General features: G+C 71.5%; 12 protein-coding genes and 1 pseudogene. 10 read left to right on the forward strand and 3 right to left on the reverse strand.

Annotated elements, in window-relative coordinates; genetic code table 11:
- Positions 1–55: 55 nt before the first annotated feature.
- Positions 56–2,419 carry a DEAD/DEAH box helicase gene (locus ABR737_RS25475; RefSeq protein WP_350252546.1) on the reverse strand — a complete coding sequence of 788 codons (2,364 nt, stop codon included), beginning with the start codon at positions 2,417–2,419 and terminating at the stop codon, positions 56–58.
- A gap of 162 nt (positions 2,420–2,581) precedes the next feature.
- Here ABR737_RS25475 and bldG point away from each other — a divergent pair, with 162 nt between their 5' ends.
- From bldG to ABR737_RS25510, 7 genes are all read left to right on the forward strand, one after another.
- Positions 2,582–2,923: an anti-sigma factor antagonist BldG gene (gene bldG, locus ABR737_RS25480; RefSeq protein WP_004571875.1), complete on the forward strand. Its 342-nt coding sequence runs from the start codon at positions 2,582–2,584 to the stop codon at positions 2,921–2,923.
- A 111-nt stretch (positions 2,924–3,034) separates the two neighbouring features.
- The gene (locus tag ABR737_RS25485; RefSeq protein ID WP_350252547.1) at positions 3,035–3,478 is read left to right on the forward strand and encodes an ATP-binding protein; all 444 of its coding nucleotides are present in this window, start codon (positions 3,035–3,037) and stop codon (positions 3,476–3,478) included.
- Between the two features lie 902 nt (positions 3,479–4,380).
- On the forward strand, positions 4,381–6,786 hold the full coding sequence (locus ABR737_RS25490) for a sodium-translocating pyrophosphatase (protein WP_350252548.1): 2,406 nt from the start codon (positions 4,381–4,383) through the stop codon (positions 6,784–6,786).
- 218 nt (positions 6,787–7,004) lie between these two features.
- The gene (locus ABR737_RS25495; protein WP_350252550.1) at positions 7,005–7,589 is read left to right on the forward strand and encodes a small secreted protein; all 585 of its coding nucleotides are present in this window, start codon (positions 7,005–7,007) and stop codon (positions 7,587–7,589) included.
- Between the two features lie 149 nt (positions 7,590–7,738).
- Positions 7,739–9,286 carry a DUF7059 domain-containing protein gene (locus tag ABR737_RS25500; protein WP_502964371.1) on the forward strand — a complete coding sequence of 516 codons (1,548 nt, stop codon included), beginning with the start codon at positions 7,739–7,741 and terminating at the stop codon, positions 9,284–9,286.
- Positions 9,287–9,413: 127 nt separating this feature from the next.
- Positions 9,414–9,611: a hypothetical protein gene (locus ABR737_RS25505; protein WP_350252553.1), complete on the forward strand. Its 198-nt coding sequence runs from the start codon at positions 9,414–9,416 to the stop codon at positions 9,609–9,611.
- Positions 9,612–9,891: 280 nt separating this feature from the next.
- Entirely contained in the window at positions 9,892–10,296 is a 405-nt protein-coding gene (locus ABR737_RS25510; protein WP_350252555.1) for a hypothetical protein, read from the forward strand.
- Positions 10,297–10,443: 147 nt separating this feature from the next.
- Here the strand turns inward: ABR737_RS25510 and ABR737_RS25515 are convergent, their stop codons facing one another.
- A complete protein-coding gene (locus ABR737_RS25515) occupies positions 10,444–10,887 on the reverse strand; it encodes a DUF2752 domain-containing protein (protein WP_350252556.1) in 444 nt (147 codons plus the stop codon).
- A complete protein-coding gene (locus tag ABR737_RS25520) occupies positions 10,884–11,588 on the reverse strand; it encodes a hypothetical protein (protein ID WP_350252558.1) in 705 nt (234 codons plus the stop codon). Before ABR737_RS25520 ends, ABR737_RS25515 begins: the two co-directional genes overlap by 4 nt.
- A 505-nt stretch (positions 11,589–12,093) precedes the next feature.
- Here ABR737_RS25520 and topA point away from each other — a divergent pair.
- The 3 genes and pseudogenes from topA to ABR737_RS25535 all read left to right on the forward strand — a co-directional run bounded on the left by topA (position 12,094) and on the right by ABR737_RS25535 (position 20,182).
- Complete coding sequence (topA, locus tag ABR737_RS25525; protein ID WP_350252559.1) at positions 12,094–14,952, forward strand: type I DNA topoisomerase; 2,859 nt, start codon at positions 12,094–12,096, stop codon at positions 14,950–14,952.
- Positions 14,953–15,132: 180 nt separating this feature from the next.
- Positions 15,133–18,629 (forward strand): annotated as a pseudogene (tmk, locus tag ABR737_RS25530) (dTMP kinase).
- A 257-nt stretch (positions 18,630–18,886) separates the two neighbouring features.
- On the forward strand, positions 18,887–20,182 hold the full coding sequence (locus tag ABR737_RS25535; protein WP_350252560.1) for a DNA polymerase III subunit delta': 1,296 nt from the start codon (positions 18,887–18,889) through the stop codon (positions 20,180–20,182).
- Positions 20,183–20,248: the final 66 nt, after the last annotated feature.

Here is a 20,248-nt window from a genome sequence, read left to right on the forward strand (position 1 = left end):
GGGGCGCAGTGACCCGGCGCGGGACCGAACCGAGGCCACTGCCCGAGTCCGCCCGCTAGGCCTGCTCCGGCACGCCCCGCAACAGCTCGCCCAGCAACCGGATGGCTCCCCGTTTGTGGAGCGGGTCGTTGCCGTTGCCGCACTTGGGGGACTGGATGCAGGAAGGGCAGCCGGCCTCGCATTCGCAGGAGGCGATGGCATCGCGGGTGGCGGTGAGCCAGTCGGCGGCCGTGTGGAAGGCGCGCTCGGCGAATCCGGCGCCGCCGGGATGGCCGTCGTAGACGAAAACGGTCGGAAGCAGGGTGTCCGGGTGAAGCGGCACGGAGACGCCGCCGATGTCCCAGCGGTCGCAGGTGGCGAAGAGCGGCAGCATGCCGATGGAGGCGTGTTCCGCGGCGTGCAGCGCGCCGCCCAGCTGCTCGGGATTGACGCGGGCGGCGTCGAGCTGGTCCTCGGTGACCGTCCACCACACCGCACGGGTGCGCAGCGTACGGGGTGGCAGATCGAGCTTGGTCTCGCCCAGGACCTCCCCGGTGATCAGTTTGCGGCGCAGGAAGGAGACGACCTGATTGGTGACCTCCACGGATCCGAAGCACAGCCGGCCGTCCCCCCACGGGATCTCGGTGTCGGTCTCGAGGACGGCGATGGCGGTGGTGTCGCGGGCGGTCGTGGAATAGGGCGGGTGGGCCTCTTCGACGAGCGCCACGTTGTCGGCCAGGTCGAGGTGCCGGACGAGATAGGTACGGCCCTGGTGAAGGTGGACCGCGCCGTCGTGGACGGCGGTGTGCGCGGCGGCGGCGTCCACGGTGCCCAGCAGCCGTCCGGTGCCCTCCTCCACGACCTGCACCGGCGAGCCGCCCTGGCCGCGGATGTCGGTGAGGTCGACGGCCCGCTCGCGGCGCGTCCAGTGCCAGGCCCTGGCACGCCGCCGCAGCAGGTTCGCGGCCTCCAGCTGCGGCATCAGGCCGGCGGCCGCGGGTCCGAAGAGCGCGAAGTCCTCTTCGGTGAGGGGGAGTTCGGAGGCGGCCGCGCACAGATGCGGGGCGAGCACGTACGGGTTGTCGGGGTCGAGCACGGTGGACTCGACGGGCTGGTCGAAAAGCGCCTCGGGGTGGTGCACGAGGTAGGTGTCCAGCGGGTCGTCGCGCGCCACGAGCACGGCGAGCGCGCCCTGCCCCGAGCGGCCCGCCCGGCCGGCCTGCTGCCACAGGGACGCCCGGGTCCCCGGATAGCCGGCGATGACCACGGCATCCAGCCCGGAGACGTCCACGCCCAGTTCGAGCGCGGTGGTGGCGGCCAGACCGAGGAGGTCACCACTGTGCAGTGCGCGTTCCAGGGCGCGGCGTTCCTCGGGCAGATAGCCGCCCCGGTACGCGGCGACCCGCCCGGGCAGCGAGCGGTCCACCTCCGCGAGCCGTTCCTGGGCGATCAGCGCGATCAGCTCGGCGCCGCGCCTGGAGCGGACGAAGGCGACGGTGCGTACGCCCTGGACGGCGAGGTCGGTGAGCAGGTCCGCGGTCTCCGCGGTGGCCGTCCGGCGGACCGGGGCGCCCTGCTCGCCATGGAGTTCGGTGAGCGGCGGCTCCCACAGCGCGAAGACCAACTCACCGCGCGGCGAGGTGTCCTCGGTGATCTCCACCACGGGCAGACCGGTGAGCCGGGTCGCGGCCTGCGCCGGCTCCGCGGCCGTGGCGGAGGCGAGCAGAAAGACCGGATCGGAGCCGTACCGGGCACAGACGCGGCGCAGCCGGCGGATGACCTGCGCGACGTGGGAGCCGAAGACACCGCGGTAGCTGTGGCATTCATCGATGACGACATAGCGCAGCGCGCGCAGGAAGGAGGACCAGCGGGCGTGGGCCGGCAGGATGCCGCGATGCAGCATGTCGGGGTTGGTCAGGACGTAATTGCCGTACTGGCGGACCCATTCGCGCTCCTCGACGGGGGTGTCGCCGTCGTAGACCGCGGGCCGCACGGCCGTGCCCAGGGGAGCGGCCAGCTCGCGCACGGCACGCCGCTGATCGGCCGCCAGCGCCTTCGTGGGGGCCAGATACAGGGCCGTGGCGCCCCTTCCGTTCGGCGCCTCGGAGCCGTCCAGGAGCGTGGAGAGGACCGGCGCGAGATACGCCAGGGACTTCCCCGAGGCGGTGCCGGTGGCGACGACGACCGACTCGCCGCGTAGTGCGTGTTCGGATGTCCGTGCCTGGTGGGCCCAGGGGCGATCGATTCCGGCCGAACGGATGGCAGCGATCACTTCCGGCCGGATCTGTTCCGGCCAGTCGGCATGGCTGCCAATGCGCGGGGGCAAGTGCTCCGTATGAGTGATGCGCGCAGCGCGGGTCGCGCCCCGGGCGAGACGTTCGAGAATCATGCCTGGGGAAGGGCGCGCGCCCGCATCCGGCGGGACTGGATTGGAGGCCATCGGCACCGAGTGTGTCACCGGAGTGACGGACAATGCTCAAAGGGCGTCGTGCACGCCTGCCGGTAAGTGATTGAATGCCATCGCGGCTGCCAGATCCGCCCCTACCGTCGGTGGGGAGGCCCCAGGGGGGCGACCGCTCGATAGCAAGGTGCTGGAGGATCCGTGGACCTGTCCCTGTCGACCCGGACCGTTGGCGACCGTACGGTCGTCGAGGTCGGTGGCGAGATTGATGTATACACCGCGCCCAAGCTGCGGGAGCAGCTGGTCGAGCTTGTGAACGACGGAAGCTACCACCTCGTGGTGGACATGGAACGTGTCGACTTCCTCGACTCCACTGGGCTCGGCGTGCTGGTCGGCGGACTGAAGCGGGTGCGTGCCCATGAGGGCTCGCTGCGCCTGGTCTGCAACCAGGAGCGCATTCTCAAGATCTTCCGAATCACCGGACTGACCAAGGTGTTTCCCATTCACACCTCGGTCGACGAAGCCGTCGCAGCCACTGACTGACGGTTTTGCCGGTCCCCCGCGCCATCAGGCGCGGGGGGAGGAAGCAGTGGGGGGTTCCGGACACGGTGTCCGGCCCCCTACGTCGCACGCCCGCAAAACGAGGGGGATGGCATGGCCACCGTCGAACTTCGCTTCAGCGCCCTTCCCGAGCATGTCCGCACCGCGCGTCTGGTCGCGGCTGCCGTGGCACGGCGCGCCGGGGTGGACGAGGCCGTGCTGGACGAGGTGCGGCTCGCCGTCGGTGAGGCCTGCAGCCGGGCGGTGGGGCTGCACGAGAGCCATGACATCGCGGATCCCGTCCGCGTCCTGCTGATCGAGGACGAGAAGAAGTTCTCGATCGAGGTCGGCGACGGTGTCTCCGGCGACTCCGGTACGGCCGGGGCGCGCGGCGGAGACGAGAGCGCGGGCGCCGTGGAGAGCGACGCCGAGGGCGAGGACGAAATGGGCCTCGCGGTGATCAGCGGGCTGGTCGACGATGTCGAGGTGACCGCCGGCAAGGACGGCGGGCTGATCCGGATGACCTGGCCCACCACGGCAGCCGTGGTGGTGCCGTAGCGCCCGGGCCCGGTGCCCGGCGAATGCCCTGCCCCTGACCCTGACCCCGGACTCCGTCCGTAACCGGTGCGGGCACCCATCGTTGCTGCCTGCTGCCTGCTGCCTGCTGCCTGCTGCCTGCTGCCTGCTGCCTGCTGCCTGCTGCCTGCTGCCTGCTGCCTGCTGCCTGCTGCCTGGGCTCGCCCTGTCGCCTTTGCGCCCCCTGCAGAGCCCGCGCATCGCCCTGCTGCCTTGTGCATCCTCTGCCGCCTGCGCCTCCTCTGCCGGCCCTCCGTGGTCGGTCGTGCGCGGTCGGCCCCTCGCGGTCCCTCGTGCGCTGAGCGGGCGTGCCTGACCGGGCTCCCGTTCGCCACGCCCGGCTCGTCCCTCCGGCCCCCTACCCGCAGCAGCCCCTCGCTCCAGCCCGTCACCCTGCCGGCGCGCCCACCCGTCACCTCGCCATCCCGCCCCTCCGGCCTCTCGCCGTGACCTCTCGATCAAGCCTCGTGCGTTGCGATCCGGACTCGATCTGACGCGGCATCACCGGGTGCCGGGACGCGTGCCGAGCGCCGTGGGTCACCCGTTCGGGCGCAGCCGGGCGGATCAATTCTCACCGGGGTCACGCGGGTCTCCGTCGTCCCGGGTTCCGGGGCGGCGTCCGTGAGCAGCGACGATCAGTTTGCGGTCCATGGACGATCAATACGACAGAGAGATCATCGGGTGGTGGTCAGTGAATTTGCTCCTTTCCTTCGTCCGGGCGAATTCCGTGTGGCGTCGGCCTTTTGATCTTCGCTGCTATCGGCGAATTCCCTTTGACGCGTACTGTTTTGATCAACCGTGGCTCCCTACAATCCGTCCACATCTTGCTCAGGACGCCTGAGCGTGCTTCCGCGCGCCCATGTGCCAAACGTCAAGGAGGACGAATGGCGGGGCCTTACACCCCTCAGTTGCTTGACACCCCCACTTTTCTGGCCGGGCCCTCGCTCACGGCGGGCAACCGCGGCATCGTGCTGGCGATCGCCGTGGTCGCCCTGGCGGCGCTGGCTGTCGCGGCGGTGCTGGTCCGCCAAGTGCTCGCGGCCGGTGAGGGAACCGACAGTATGAAGAAGATCGCGGCGGCGGTGCAGGAAGGCGCAAATGCCTACCTGGCACGGCAGTTGCGGACTCTCGGCGTTTTTGCCGTCGTGGTGTTCTTCCTGCTCATGCTGCTGCCCGCGGAAAATTGGACGCAGCGCGCCGGACGCAGCGCCTTCTTCTTGATCGGCGCCGGATTCTCCGCGGCCACCGGCTATATCGGGATGTGGCTCGCCGTGCGCAGCAATGTGCGCGTCGCCGCGGCCGCGCGGGAAGCCACTCCGGCCGAGGGTGACACCCAGAAAAAGGATCTTACGGCGGTCTCCCACAAGGCGATGAAGATCGCTTTCCGTACCGGTGGCGTCGTCGGCATGTTCACCGTGGGGCTGGGCCTGCTCGGCGCGTCCTGCGTGGTGCTCGTGTACGCGGTCGACGCGCCCAAGGTGCTGGAGGGCTTCGGTCTCGGCGCCGCGCTGATCGCGATGTTCATGAGGGTCGGCGGCGGCATCTTCACCAAGGCCGCGGACGTCGGTGCCGACCTGGTCGGCAAGGTCGAGCACGGCATCCCGGAGGACGACCCGCGCAACGCCGCGACCATCGCGGACAACGTGGGCGACAACGTCGGTGACTGCGCCGGTATGGCCGCCGACCTCTTCGAGTCGTACGCCGTGACCCTGGTCGCCGCCCTCATCCTGGGCATGGCGGCCTTCGGCGACGCCGGGCTCGCGTTCCCGCTGCTGGTCCCGGCCATCGGTGTGCTCACCGCGATGGTCGGCATCTTCGTCGTCGCGCCCCGGCGCAGCGACCGCAGCGGTATGACGGCGATCAACCGCGGTTTCTTCATCTCCGCGGGCATCTCGCTGGTGCTGGTGGCCGTCGCGGTGTTCGCCTACCTGCCGTCCAGCTACTCGGACCTGACCGGTGTCACCGACACCGAGATCCTGGGCCGCAGCGGCGACCCGCGGATGCTGGCGCTGGTGGCGGTCGCCATCGGCATCGTGCTGGCCGCGCTGATCCAGCAGCTGACCGGCTACTTCACCGAGACCACCCGGCGGCCCGTCCGGGACATCGGCAAGACCTCGCTGACCGGCCCGGCCACGGTCGTGCTCTCGGGCATCGCGATCGGCCTGGAGTCGGCGGTCTACTCGGCGGTGCTGATCGGCCTGGCCGTCTACGGGGCGTACCTGCTGGGCGGTGCCTCCATCATGCTGGCGCTGTTCGCGGTGGCGCTGGCCGGCACCGGTCTGCTGACCACCGTCGGCGTGATCGTGGCGATGGACACCTTCGGGCCGGTCTCCGACAACGCGCAGGGCATCGCCGAGATGTCCGGCGACGTCACCGGTGACGGCGCGCAGGTGCTGACCGACCTGGACGCGGTGGGCAACACCACCAAGGCCATCACCAAGGGCATCGCCATCGCGACCGCCGTACTGGCCGCGGCCGCGCTCTTCGGCTCGTACCGGGACGCGATCGCGACCGCTGTACGGGACATCGGCAACGCCGCGGGCGGGATGGGCCTCAGCCTGGACATCTCGCAGCCCAACAACCTGGTCGGGCTGATCCTCGGCGCCTCGGTCGTCTTCCTGTTCTCCGGGCTGGCGATCAACGCGGTGTCGCGGTCGGCGGGAGCGGTGGTCTTCGAGGTGCGGCGGCAGTTCCGCGAGCACCCCGGGATCATGGACTACACCGAGCAGCCCGAGTACGGGCGGGTTGTCGACATCTGCACCAAGGACGCGCTCCGTGAGCTGGCCACCCCCGGGCTGCTGGCCGTGCTCACCCCGATCGCGGTCGGCTTCTCGCTCGGCGTCGGCGCGCTCGGCTCGTTCCTGGCGGGTGCGATCGGCACCGGCACGCTGATGGCGGTCTTCCTCGCCAACTCCGGTGGCGCGTGGGACAACGCCAAGAAGCTCGTCGAGGACGGCCACCACGGCGGCAAGGGCAGTGAGGCGCATGCCGCGACGGTCATCGGCGACACCGTGGGTGACCCGTTCAAGGACACCGCGGGCCCGGCGATCAACCCGCTGCTGAAGGTCATGAACCTGGTGGCGCTGCTGATCGCGCCCGCTGTGGTGAAGTTCTCATACGGCCAGGACAAGAGCATCGGCGTTCGCCTCGTCGTCTCCGTACTGGCCATCGCCGTCATCGTCGGTGCGGTGTACGTCTCCAAGCGGCGCGGAATCGCCGTGGGTGACGAAGACAACTCCGAAGACCCGGAAAGCATCGCCAAGTCGGCCGAGACGGCGGTGGCGTCCTAGCCGGAAAGCACCTCCGGAAGGGCCTGCGGACCGCTCAACTGGGCGGGTGGACGGCGTATTTTGCAGACGCCGGCCACCCGCCTTCCGCGTGCTCGGGTGGCCCTGCGGTCCTTGGTGCAAATGGCTGCAATGAGGGCAGGGCGGGATGCCCGACCGGTCGCCCAGGCCGTTTGGACGTGTATGTTCCGGGGCCGAGAGCCATGGAAGGGACCAATCCGGTGAACAAGAAGCTTGTGGCTGCACTGTCCGGCGGTGCGGCACTGGTGCTCGCGCTGACCGGCTGCAGCGACGACAGCAGCAAGAAGCTCAATGACTGGGCGAAGAGTTTCTGCGACCCTGCGCAGGCTCAGTTCAAGCAGATCCAGGACGCCAACGGCGCCATGCAGACGGCCGACAACGGCAGCACCGACTCCAAGAAGGTCCAGCAGACCGACTCGGCGGCCTTCCAGAAGATTTCCCAGGCCTACTCCTCGCTGGCCAAGTCCCTGGAGAAGGCCGGGCCGCCGCCCACCGACCAGGGCAAGCAGGCACAGCAGAGCGCCGTCAAGGAGCTCAACTCGCTCTCCAAGGGCTATGCGGACCTGCAGAAGCAGGTCAACAAACTCGACACCTCGGACAAGCTGAAGTTCGCGGACGGTCTGCGCAACCTCTCCAGCGGTATCAACAAGCTGAACAAGCAGAGCGAGGCGGCCTTCAAGAACCTGGAGTCCGGCGAGGTCGGCACGGCGATGGCCGCCCAGAAGGGCTGCCAGAACCCGGCCGCGTCCGGCTCCCCGGCACCCACGGGATCCAAGAAGTCCTAGGGGACGCCTCCCCCCCGCGGTCCGGAGCCGGACGCGCGCGGGGAAGCCCGCGGGGCAACGTGCACGGCAACGGCTCCGTACGGCCCGGCGACGCGCCCGAGAAGGGTGTGGCGCCGGGCCGTCGCCGATTGTCAGTGGCAGGGCCGACAATGGGGGATGTGAGTACGCACCTCCCCACCGCCGATGTCCAGGACCCCGAGAGCAACACCCGCACCGCCCGGCTGCGCGAGGCGTTGCTGGCCGCCGCCTTCACCGCCGACGGGCTGCTGGAACTGCTCGGCGCGCCGGCCTATGCCGCGCTGGCGCGCAGCGAGACCGTCCCCGCCCTGCGGGCGACGCGCGGTGACAGCCCGTTGGAGACCCTGGTGCGGCTGTTCCTGCTGCAGCGTCCGGTGGAGCTGCGGCGGGCGCAGGCCGCGCTGCCGGTCGCGGACTGCCTCGCGGACGGCTGGCTGGTGCAGGACGGCGACGAGCTGCGCGCCAGTGTGGACGTGCGCCCCTACGGCGGCCCCGAGGGACAGGACTGGTGGGTCGTCTCCGACCTGGGCTGCGCGGTCGGCGGCGCCGGCGGTATCCGGGGCGCCGGGGAAGCGGACCGCTCGCAGCTGGTGCTCGGTGTCGGCGGTGCCTCCACGACCCTCGCGGGGATCACGGTGCGCAGGCCGGTCGCCAAGGCCCTCGATCTCGGTACGGGCTCCGGCATCCAGGCGCTGCACGCCGCTCAGCACACCACCCGCGTCACGGGCACCGACCTCAACCCCCGGGCGCTGCGGATCGCCGCGCTGACCCTGGCGCTCTCCGGGGCGGAGCCGGCGGATCTGCGGGAGGGCTCGCTGTTCGAGCCCGTGGGCGACGAGACGTACGACCTGATCGTTTCCAACCCGCCGTTCGTGATCTCGCCGGGTGCCCGGCTCACCTACCGCGACGGCGGCATGGGCGGCGACGACCTGTGCCGGACGCTCGTCCAGCAGTCCGCCGCGCATCTCAACGACGGCGGGTACTGCCAGCTGCTGGCCAATTGGCAGCATGTGGCGGGCGAGGAGTGGTACGACAGGGTGCGCTCCTGGGTGCCGGCCGGCTGCGACGCCTGGATCGTGCAGCGCGAGGTGCAGGACGTCACCCAGTACGCCGAGCTGTGGCTGCGTGACGCGGGCGACCACCGCGCCGGGGACGAGGCGTACGCCGCGCGGTACGACGCCTGGCTCGACGAGTTCGAGGCACGCAAGACCAAGGCCATCGGCTTCGGCTGGATCACGCTGCGCAAGTCCGGGTCGGCTTCCCCGTCCGTCACGGTCGAGGAATGGCCGCATCCGGTGGAACAGCCGCTGGGGGAGTCGGTCGTACGGCACTTCGACCGCCAGGACTATCTGCGGGCCACGGACGACGCGGCGCTGCTCGCCGGCCGCTTCCGGCTTGCCGACGAGGTGGTGCAGGAGCAGGTCGGGCTGCCCGGGGCGGAGGACCCCGAGCATGTGGTGTTGCGTCAGAACCGCGGTATGCGGCGGGCGACGAAGGTGGACACGGTCGGCGCGGGCTTCGCCGGGGTGTGCGACGGCTCCCTCCCGGCCGGGCGGATTCTGGACGCCATCGCCCAACTCGTCGGAGAGGATCCGGTTCTGCTGCGGGACCGTACGCTGGCCTCGATCCGGATGCTGGTCGAGCAGGGGTTCCTGGAGCCGGTGGCCGCGGGCGGCTGACCGCGGAGGGGCGGGGGAAGGGGACGGGAGAAGGGGCAGGGGCCCGGGCCGGGGGAGGGCAGGACGCGGCGGGTGTCGTTCATCCGGCGTTCGCCGGAATGCCGCCCTGAGGTGCCAAGCTGCCCGCATGGAGAGTGGACCCGAGGCTTTCGCCGGGGCGGCGTTCGCGCTGTTCGGTGCCGGACTGCTGGTGTGGACGGGTGTCTGCCTGCGGACCGGTGCGCCGGTCGCCGATGGCGTCAGCCGTCCGGTCGCCACCGTGACGGCGCTGCTGTCCGGGGTGGTGTTCCTGGCCACGGGCTGCTGGCTGCTGGCAGCGTTGTAGCCGTGAGCGGCGAGTGGCACGACACCTGCCGTGAGCCGCGAGACGCCTGCTGTGAGTCGTGAGCCATGAGTCGCGAGACACCTGCTGTGAGCCGTGAGTCGTGAAAGCGGCGAGCCCGCTCCAACTTCCCTTGCGTGGCGCTACGTTCACTTCACGCCAGTTCTGCAACAGATGGCCGATGTGTGGTGGTACGCGGGAACTTTTCCGGGTCGTTGGCCATGTTCCTCAGTGAAGGTCGGCAACGACCGGCAGGCTCACGACCCTTCAGTGAGGAACCCAAATGAACCGTGCATTCCGCTACGTCGCCGTCGGCACCATCGCCGTCTCCCTGCTCGCCGGTGGCTCGGCCGCGGCCTTCGCCGCCCCGCAGGACCTCCACTCGCCCAAGCCGGTCGTGGCCACCGCCCCGGCCGCCGCGGCACTGACTGCCAAGGCCAGCGCGTCCACCGTTAACGCCTGGCAGGAGTTCCGGATCTCCGGCACCGCCAAGGGCATCAAGGCCGGCACCAAGGTCACCGTCCAGCAGAAGCAGGGCACGAAGTGGGTCTCGCTGCCCGCGCAGACGCCGGTGAACGCCAGTGGCACGTACTCGGTACGGGTCAAGCTCGGCATCAAGGGCGTCAACCAGCTCCGTATGGGTGCCGGCAGCACCGTCTCCCCGGTGGTCAAGGTCACCGTCCGCTGACACCGGATGATCCCCTTGGCCGCCGGACGGTCCGCTGATGCCGGACGGTCCGCTGGCACTGGACGGGCCGCTGACGCCGGACGGTTCGCTGACCCCGGGCGGTCGGGACTGCGCCCGGATCATCCGTGATGTCCCTGGACGAAACCCCTAACCGACAAGGTTGCGGGCGACCATCCAGACCGCGGCAATGCCGAGCACCACGGCGTTGCCGCGGGCCGGGAGGCGTGGCCGGTACACCCGCCCGCCGATTCCGGCGATCAGCCAGCGTCCGACGGCGTACGCGACGGCCGGGCCGGCCAGGGTGAGCAGCACGGCGTTGTCATGGAAGGCCCTCACGACATCGCCGTGCATCAGGTCGTACGCCATCCGCGTCCCGCCGCACAGCGGGCACAGCAGCCCGGTGGCCCATTTGAACGGGCAGGGGAGCAGCAGCTGCCCCGGTTGGTGCGGATCGGTGTGCCAGAGGTAGACGGCGGCCGCCGCCCCGGCGCCGAGGGCGACCGACGCCCGGCGGACGGTACGTGTCCGGACCGATTTCCCGCTGCCGGGGCCCGCCGGCTCGGCAGGGCCCCACGACGTGCCGGAGCTCACACGCTCAGCGACCTGGCGTAGTTGACCTGGTTGAGGACGAACATCACCTGCTCGCGGGACTGCACCGGGATCATCGTGGAGTGGTGCCGGCCTCCGCTGTTCACCGTGACCTGCACGAACCCGGTGGTCACCCGCTCCTTCATCAGGAGGAAGAGCAGCCCGAGCAGGCAGAAGAAGAAGAAAACGACGGCGAGCACGACCGCGTGCGACGGTATTTTCTCCTCCGTGCGCGACATATCGGTCGCCGTCCAGACCGCGCCCCTGAGCGGCATCGGCCCGGCCGGCGTCATGATCGTGTCGCCGGTCACCGCGATATCGCCCAGCGACAGCGCCATCCCGCCGGGCTGGGGTCCGGCCTGGAACCCGCCGGGGTCGGCCTGGAACCCGCCGGGCCCTGTCGGGAACCCGCCGGGCACCGGCTGCGGCGGAGTGCCCGGCGGGAACCCGGGCGCGGGCGAACCCGGGGCGCCGTTCGGGTACCCGTAACCGGGCTGGGGCTGGGGCGGCTGCGGGCCGGCCTGCGGATACCCGTATCCGGGCTCCCCGGGGCGGCCGCCCTGCGGGCTGCCGTAACCGGCGTCGGCGGGCTGAGCACCGTCCGGCTTGGCGTAAGGGTTCTGGCCGGACTGACCCGACTGGCCGGACTGACCAGGCTGACCGGGCGGCTGGTCCGGCGGCGGTCCGGGGTACTGGTTCGCCATGGGTGAGGTCCCCCCGAGAGTGCGTGATGACGGCAGTACTCGACTCGAACGGCGAGCCGTGCCGTTTCCATCCTGCCAGCCCGCTCACGTGCTGTATCAAGGCAATGACGGCAACCGGCGCCGCTCTGTGACAGTCGTCGGTCCGCGGACGGTGCGGCGTGCGCCTGCGGGCGGGTGGCGGACCGCCGGGATCCGTCACTGTGTGACATCACCGAGGGTGCCGCAGCGGTGCCGCGCGGGGAACGTCCGAGGTGGGCGCCGGGGAACCGTACGGCGCTGCCGTGATCCACAAGACGCGCTCCGGGCCCGTGGCGAGCGCCTGGCGCGGTCCGGGCGGCATGAAGGCATGTAGTCGGGTTACCGTTCGAGTGGCGTTGCGGGGTTTTTCCGTTTGACACGGGGCCGGGAGGTACCGTCACACTCCGCAGCGTCAAGCGTCACCGCATTGCGTCCCCGGCGTCCGGCCGGGGGGCATTTCCAGCGTCGACCGGAGAGAAGAGCGAAGTTGTCCCCGACCAGCGAGACCACAGACGGCGGCGGCCGCCGACTCGTCATCGTCGAGTCGCCTGCCAAGGCGAAGACGATCAAGGGCTACCTCGGCCCTGGCTACGTGGTCGAGGCGAGCGTCGGACACATCCGCGACCTGCCCAACGGCGCCGCAGAGGTCCCGGCGAAGTACAAGGGCGAGCCCTGGGCCCGCCTCGGCGTGAACGTCGACGCCGACTTCCAGCCGATCTACGTCGTCAACAGTGACAAGAAGGACCAGGTCAAGAAGCTCAAGGAGCTGCTGGCCGAGTCCGACGAGCTCTACCTCGCCACAGATGAGGACCGCGAGGGCGAGGCCATCGCCTGGCACCTCCAGGAGATCCTCAAGCCCAAGGTCCCCGTCCACCGGATGGTCTTCCACGAGATCACCAAGGACGCGATCCGCGAGGCCGTCGCCAATCCGCGCGACCTGAACCAGAAGCTGGTCGACGCCCAGGAGACCCGCCGGATCCTCGACCGCCTCTACGGCTACGAGGTCTCGCCGGTCCTGTGGAAGAAGGTCATGCCCCGGCTGTCGGCCGGCCGGGTGCAGTCCGTCGCGACCCGGCTCGTCGTCGAGCGGGAGCGCGAGCGCATCGCCTTCCGCTCCGCCGAGTACTGGGACCTGACCGGCACTTTTTCCACGGGCCGGGCGGGCGACGCCAGCGACCCGGCGGTGCTGACCGCCCGCCTGAACACCGTCGACGGCCGCCGTATTGCCCAGGGCCGTGACTTCGGTCCCAACGGGCAGCTCAAGAACGACGTCCTCCATCTGGACGAGGCGAACGCCCGTGCGCTCGCCACCGCCTTGGAGAACACCGACTTCGCGGTGCGCTCGGTCGAGTCCAAGCCCTACCGCCGCTCGCCGTACGCCCCGTTCCGGACGACCACCCTCCAGCAGGAGGCCAGCCGCAAGCTCGGCTTCGGCGCCAAGGCGACGATGCAGGTCGCGCAGAAGCTGTACGAGAACGGCTTCATCACCTATATGCGTACGGACTCCACCACGCTCTCGGACACCGCGGTCGCCGCGGCCCGGGCGCAGGTGACGCACCTGTACGGCGCGAACTACCTGCCGGACAAGCCGCGCACCTACGCCGGCAAGGTCAAGAACGCCCAGGAGGCGCACGAGGCGATCCGCCCCTCCGGCGACCGCTTCCGCACCCCGGCCGAGACCGGTCTGAGCGGCGACCAGTTCAGGCTCTACGAGCTGATCTGGAAGCGGACCGTCGCCTCCCAGATGAAGGACGCGACCGGTAACTCCGTCACCGTCAAGATCGGCGGCCGGGCCGCCGACGGCCGGGACGCCGAGTTCAGCGCGTCCGGCAAGACGATCACCTTCCACGGCTTCCTCAAGGCCTACGTGGAAGGCGCCGACGACCCCAACGCCGAGCTCGACGACCGCGAGCGCCGGCTGCCGCAGGTCGCCGAGGGCGACGCGCTGGCCGCGCAGGAGATGACCGCCGACGGGCACGCGACCAAGCCGCCCGCCCGTTACACCGAGGCCACGCTGGTCAAGGAGCTGGAAGAGCGCGAGATCGGCCGCCCGTCGACGTACGCCTCGATCATCGGCACCATCCTCGACCGCGGCTATGTCTTCAAGAAGGGCACCGCGCTCGTCCCGTCCTTCCTCTCCTTCGCGGTGGTCAACCTCCTGGAGAAGCACTTCGGCCGGCTGGTCGACTACAGCTTCACCGCCAAGATGGAGGACGACCTCGACCGCATCGCCCGCGGCGAGGCGCAGGCCGTGCCGTGGCTGCGGCGCTTCTACTTCGGCGAGGGCGATGCCGAGGGAGCCGCCTCGGAGGCCGGAAACGGCGACGGCGATCACCTCGGCGGCCTGAAGGAGCTGGTCGAGGACCTGGGCGCCATCGACGCCCGGGAGATCTCGTCCTTCCCCGTCAGCGACGACATCAAGCTGCGGGTCGGCCGCTACGGCCCGTACGTCGAGCGCGGCGAGAAGGATGCCGAGGGCCATCAGCGCGCCGATGTCCCCGACGACCTGGCGCCCGATGAGCTGACCGTGGAGTACGCGGAGGAGCTGCTCGCCAAGCCGAGCGGCGACTTCGAGCTGGGCATGGACCCGGAGTCCGGCCGCCAGATCGTCGCCAAGGACGGCCGCTACGGTCCGTACGTCACCGAGATCCTGCCCGAGGGCACCCCGAAGACCGGCAAGAACGCGGTCAAGCCGCGCACGGCCTCGCTCTTCAAGTCGATGTCCCTGGACACCGTGACGCTGGCGGACGCGCTCAAGCTGATGTCGCTGCCGCGCGTCGTCGGCAAGGACCCCGAGGGCGTGGAGATCACCGCGCAGAACGGCCGCTACGGCCCGTATCTGAAGAAGGGCACCGACTCGCGCTCCCTGGAGACCGAGGAACAGCTCTTCACGATCACGACCGACGAGGCGCTGGCGATCTACGCACAGCCCAAGCAGCGTGGGCGGGCCGCCGCCAAGCCGCCGCTGAAGGAGCTGGGCACGGACCCGGTGAGCGGCAAGCCGGTGGTGGTCAAGGACGGCCGGTTCGGTGCGTATGTCACCGACGGCGAGACCAATGCGACGCTGCGGCGGGATGACGACGTCGAGACGGTCACCGCAGAGCGGGGCTACGAGCTGCTGGCGGAGAAGCGCGCCAAGGGGCCAGCGAAGAAGACCGCGAAGAAGGCGGCCAAGAAGGCGCCGGCCAAGAAGACGGCCGCGAAGAAGACGGCCGCCAAGAAGACCGCGGCGAAGAAGACCACCGCGGCGAAGACCACCGCGGCGAAGAAGACGACCGCTAAGAAGGCCACCGCCAAGACTGCGGCGGCGAAGAAGACGGCAGCGGCGCCGGCGGCGGAGGACTGAGGCCGGCGCCGGCCCCGGCCGCGCCGGTAAAGCGGAGGGCTGAGGCCTACGCCGCTTCCGGCACGGCCGCGCCGGTAAAAGCGCAGGACATGGGCGGGCACAACGGATGCGTTCCGTTGTGCCCGCCCATTTGTTCGGGTGGGCGCTCGACGGCGTGCCCCGTCCCGCTAGGCTGGCGGGATGACGCGTGCCGAGCAGCCAACGGTCGTGACCCCCACATCAGGCGCCCTAGCGGCGGATTCCCGCGAGCGCGCCGTGCGAGCCCTGCTCCGCTTCCCCCCACTGAAGCGATTGTGGAGCGCCCAGTTTGTCGGGGGCATCGGCGATGCCCTGTCCATGCTTGTCCTCGTACTCCTCGCCCTGCAGGCGGCGTTGTACGTCCCGTTGGGCGGCGAACCCGTCTTCGGCGGCGGCTATCGGGGGGCAGCCCTTGCGGTCACCGTGGTCTTCGCGGCCCGGATGCTGGCGATGCTGCTCTTCGGGGCCGTCCTGCTGGGCCCGCTGTCGGCGATGACGTCCCCCGCCGCCGCGCGCGCGGGGGAGGCTCGTCCGGCGGGCCGCTGGACCGGCGCTGGACGATGATCGGTGCGGATGTGCTGCGGCTCGCGCTGCTGGTCATCGCCCCGCTCTGGATCGACTGGACGCCGGGCGACGCACTGGCCTGGCTCTTGGTCACGGTCTTCGTCACCGGTGTCGCCGAACGCTTCTGGACCGTCGCCCGGGAGAGCGCCGCACCGGGGCTGCTGCCCACCCCGCCCCCTGAGGGCGCCGCGGTGCGGCCCCTGCCGGACAACATGGACGCCCTGCGCCGCCTCTCGCTGCGCACCGGCTTCGTCGCGCTGCCGATCGCGGCCGCCGCCCTGGTGGTCGTCACGCTCATCAGCAAGCTGCTGGGCACCGGCATCGACTGGTTCCACCTGCACCAGGCCGCGCTCGGCTCGTATGTCGCCGCCGGTCTGTTCGCCGCCTCCGTATCGATCCTCTACTTCATCGAGCTCCCCGGAGTGCCGACGCCGCGGCCGCGCTCCCCCCTGGAGGGGCTGCGCCGCCCGAAGGCCGCGGGTGCGAAGGCCGGAGCGGCGACGGGTACGAAGGCCGGAGCGACGGGCCCGGGCGACACGCCGGAGAACGGCACCGCACAGGCGGGCGCCGACCGGGGCCGTACGGGCGCGCTCCCGCTGCTGGTGGCGTCCTGCGCCGCGGTGGCCGGGGCGATCGCCGCGGCCGTCTCGCTCGCCGTCCTGCACGGCTACGACCTGGCCGGCGGTCCGGCCGCCTTCGCGCTGCTGGTGCTCGCGCTGACCGGCGGTACGGCCGTCGGCATCCGTTGTGCTCACCGGGTGCTGCCCGGCCTCCCCCGGCGCCGCCTGCTCGCCCTTGCGGTGGCCGCCACCGGCCTGGGGCTGCTGGCCATGGGGCTGGTCCCGGACGCGACGTCGGTGCTGGTGCTCGCGCTGCTGTCCGGCGTCAGCGCCGGTATCGCCGCCAATACGGGCCATGTGCTGCTGGAGCAGGAGACCGAGGAATCCCGCAGTGCCCGCACGACCGAGCATCTGCACGCCGTCGTACGGCTGACGGTCGCGCTGGCCGCCATCCTCGCGCCGCTGCTCGCGGCGGTCATCGGCCCGCACCACCTCGGCAGCGGCACCTTCAACTTCGCCTACGGCGGCGCCGCCTACACCCTGATGCTGGTCGGCGCACTGCTGCTGCCGGTCGCCGCCCTGGTGCTGGGCAAGGTCGACGACCGGCAGGGCGTACCGCTGCGGCGTGATCTGCGCGAGGCGCTGCGCGGCGGCGACCCGGCCCAGGCGCCCGCCACCACCGGCTTCTTCCTCGCCCTGGAAGGCGGCGACGGGGCCGGCAAGTCCACCCAGGTCGAGGCGCTCGCGGAGTGGATCCGCAACAAGGGCCACGAGGTCGTGGTGACCCGTGAGCCGGGCGCCACCGCCATCGGCAAGCGACTGCGCTCGATCATTCTCGACGTCTCGACCTCCGGGCTCTCGGACCGTGCGGAGGCGCTGATGTTCGCCGCCGACCGGGCCGAGCACGTCGACAGCGTCGTCCGCCCCGCTCTGGAGCGCGGCGCGATCGTCATCACCGACCGGTACATCGACTCCTCGGTCGCCTACCAGGGCGCCGGACGCAACCTCGCGCCCACGGAGATCGCCCGGATCTCGCGCTGGGCCACCGACGGCCTCGTCCCGCACCTGACGGTCCTGCTCGACGTCTCCCCGGAGACCGCACGGGAACGCTTCACCGAGGCACCGGACCGGCTGGAGTCCGAGCCCGCCGAATTCCACCAGCGGGTGCGGGCCGGCTTCCTGACACTGGCCGCCGCCGACCCCGCGCGCTACCTGGTCGTCGACGCCGGGCAGGAGCCCGAAGCCGTCACCACCGTCGTACGGCACCGCCTCGACCAGGTGCTCCCGCTGTCCGAGGCCGAGATCACGGCGCAGGCCGAGGCCCGTAAAGCGGCCGAGGAAGAGGCCCGCCGCAAGGCCGAGGAGGAGGCCGCGCGCAAGGCGGAGGAGGAGCGCCTGGAGCGCGAGCGCCAGGAGCAGCTTGCCAAGCTGCGCGCCGAGGAAGAGGAGCGCAAGCGCCGCGAGGCCGAGGAGGCCAGGGCGCGCGAGGAGGCCCGGCAGGCCGAGGAGGCCCGCAAGCGCGCCGAGGAGGCCCGCCAGGCCGCGGAGACGGAGCGGCAGCGGCGCGAGGCCGAGGAGCGCGCCCGCGAAGCCGAGCAGGAGCGGCTGCGCAAGCAGCACGAGGAAGAGGCGCGGCTGCGCAAGGAGGCCGAGGAGCGCCGCCTGGAGAAGCAGCGCAAGGCCGAAGACGCCCTGCTGCGCGCCGAGAAGGCCCGGATCGCGGCAGCCGAGGCGGCGGCCGCGGCGGAGGCCAGGGCGGCGGCCGAGGAGGCCGAGGCAGCCGAGGCGCCCACCGCGGAGACGTATGTCGCGGATCTGCGGAAGCGGCTGGGGGAGGATGCGGCCGATGGCTCCGGATCGTCGGGTTCCGCCTCCTCGGGTTCCGCCTCGTCCGGTTCTGGCTCGTCCGGTTCCGGATCGGGTGCTTCCGGATCGGACGGTGAGCGGACCGAGGAGTCGCTGCGGCAGCCCGGGGCGCATCAGGGTGGGACGCAGCAGAGCGGTGCGGCGGACGAGACGGCCGTGCTGCCGTCGGTGCGCGACACGCACGACGCCTGGAGCGGCCGTGGCGCCGTTTCGGACGCGGAGGAGACCGCCGTGCTGCCGCCTGTACGGGGCGAAGGGCCCGTACGGGGCGGAGGCGCGCGCGGCGAGGACGGCCGGGGCGACGCCCCTGCGGACCGCGTCCCGCCGTGGATGTTCCGCAAGGAGACGCCCCACGGCGCGAACGGCGGGAGCACCGGGAGTGGTGCGCACGGCGGGCAGGGTGCGGCCTCGGGCCACCCCGCCGCCCCCGCCGAGTCGCGCGTCGAGCGCACCCGCGAACTCCCGCAGATCGACCCGGCGACCGGCCGCCCCGTGGAAGCCCCGCAACGTAGCCGCCCCCGCCCCGAATGGGCGGAGGAGACCCCGTTGGACGATCTGCCGACGCTCGCCGACGAACTGCTCGGCCCGCGCGGTGACGACGAGGCGGACGACGGTGCGGACGACAACGGCCGTCGTGGCGGCCGCGGCGACCGGGGGCGGCGCAGCTAGCCCCCTCGCATAGCCCGGGCGAAGCCCGGACGAACCGGCCGTGGCCGCAGCGCAACAGCTGCGGCCACGGCCGGTTCCAGGTTCCGGACGGCCCCCTTCGGCCCTCCTTCGGCCGAGCGGCCCCGCCTTCCGGATTCGTTTGTCAGTGGGTTGCACCACAATGGGTCAGGCATGGAGCAATGCGCGGTGTGCGGCCGGGCAAGCACCCACCTCGCACGGCACGAGCAGGACGGCACGGACAGGAACGGCGGACAGCGATGGCGGTATGGGACGACGTGGTCGGCCAGGACCGGTTGACGGCACAGCTGGCCGCGGCCGCGCGCGATGCGGACGCCTTCATCACCGCGGAGCATGCGGGAGCGGGGGCCGGGGCCGGGGACGGGCCCGGTGATCAGCCGCAGCCGCAGCCGGGGCTGGAGTCGGGGCCGGAGCCACAGCCGTCCGCCGACCGCGGCAGCGCCTCCCAGATGACCCACGCCTGGCTGTTCACGGGCCCGCCCGGTTCCGGCCGCTCCACCGCCGCCCGCGCCTTCGCGGCCGCCCTGCAGTGCGTCAGCCCGGACCGCGCCCTGGGGGGCGCCCCCGGCTGCGGTTTCTGCGACGGCTGCCACACCTCCCTGGTCGGCACGCACGCCGACGTCGAGATCGTCCGTACGGACCTGCTCTCCATCGGCGTCAAGGAGACCCGCGACCTGGTCCGCCGGTCCTCCCTCTCCCCGGCCGGCGGCCGCTGGCAGGTGATCGTCCTGGAGGACGCCGACCGCCTCACCGAAGGCGCCGGCAACGTCCTGCTCAAGGCCGTCGAGGAGCCCGCGCCCCGTACGGTCTGGCTGCTGTGCGCCCCCTCCGTGGAGGACGTCCTCCCCACCATCCGTTCGCGCTGCCGCCACCTCTCCCTGCGGACCCCGCCGGTCAGCGCGGTCGCCGACGTCCTCGTCCGGCGGGACGGCATCGAGCCGGAGGCCGCCGACCGCGCCGCCCGCGCCACCCAGGGCCACATCGGCCGGGCCCGCCGCCTCGCCACCGACGAGCGCGCCCGGGCCCGCCGGACGGCCGTACTCAAACTCCCCCTCCGCGTCGACGACATCGGCGGCTGCCTCAAGGCCGCGCAGGAGCTGATCGACGCCGCGGGGGAGGACGCCAAACAGGTCGCCGAGGACGTCGACACCAAGGAGACCGAGGAGCTGCGCGCCGCGCTCGGCGCCGCCGCCGGCACGGGCGGACGCCTGCCGCGCGGCACGGCCGGCGCCATGAAGGAGCTCCAGGACAAGCAGAAGCGCCGCTCGACCCGTACCCAGCGCGACAGCCTCGACCTGGCCCTGGTCGACCTCACCGGCTTCTACCGCGACGTCCTCGCCCTCCAGATGGGCGCCTCGGTACCCCTCGCCAACGACGAGGTGCGCGACAGCATCCACCGCATCGCCACCGCCTCGTCCCCCGAACGCACCCTCCGCCGCATAGAAGCGGTGATCGCCTGCCGCGAGGCCCTGGACCGCAATGTGGCCCCCCTCCTCGCGGTCGAGGCCATGACCGCGGCCCTCCGCGCCGGCTGACCACCACCCACCGCAGCCCACCCGCCCCCGCCACTCACCCGGCCCGCCCCTTCAAGGACACGCACA

The sequence above is a fragment of the Streptomyces sp. Edi2 genome (genome assembly GCF_040253635.1).
Lineage (GTDB): Bacteria > Actinomycetota > Actinomycetes > Streptomycetales > Streptomycetaceae > Streptomyces.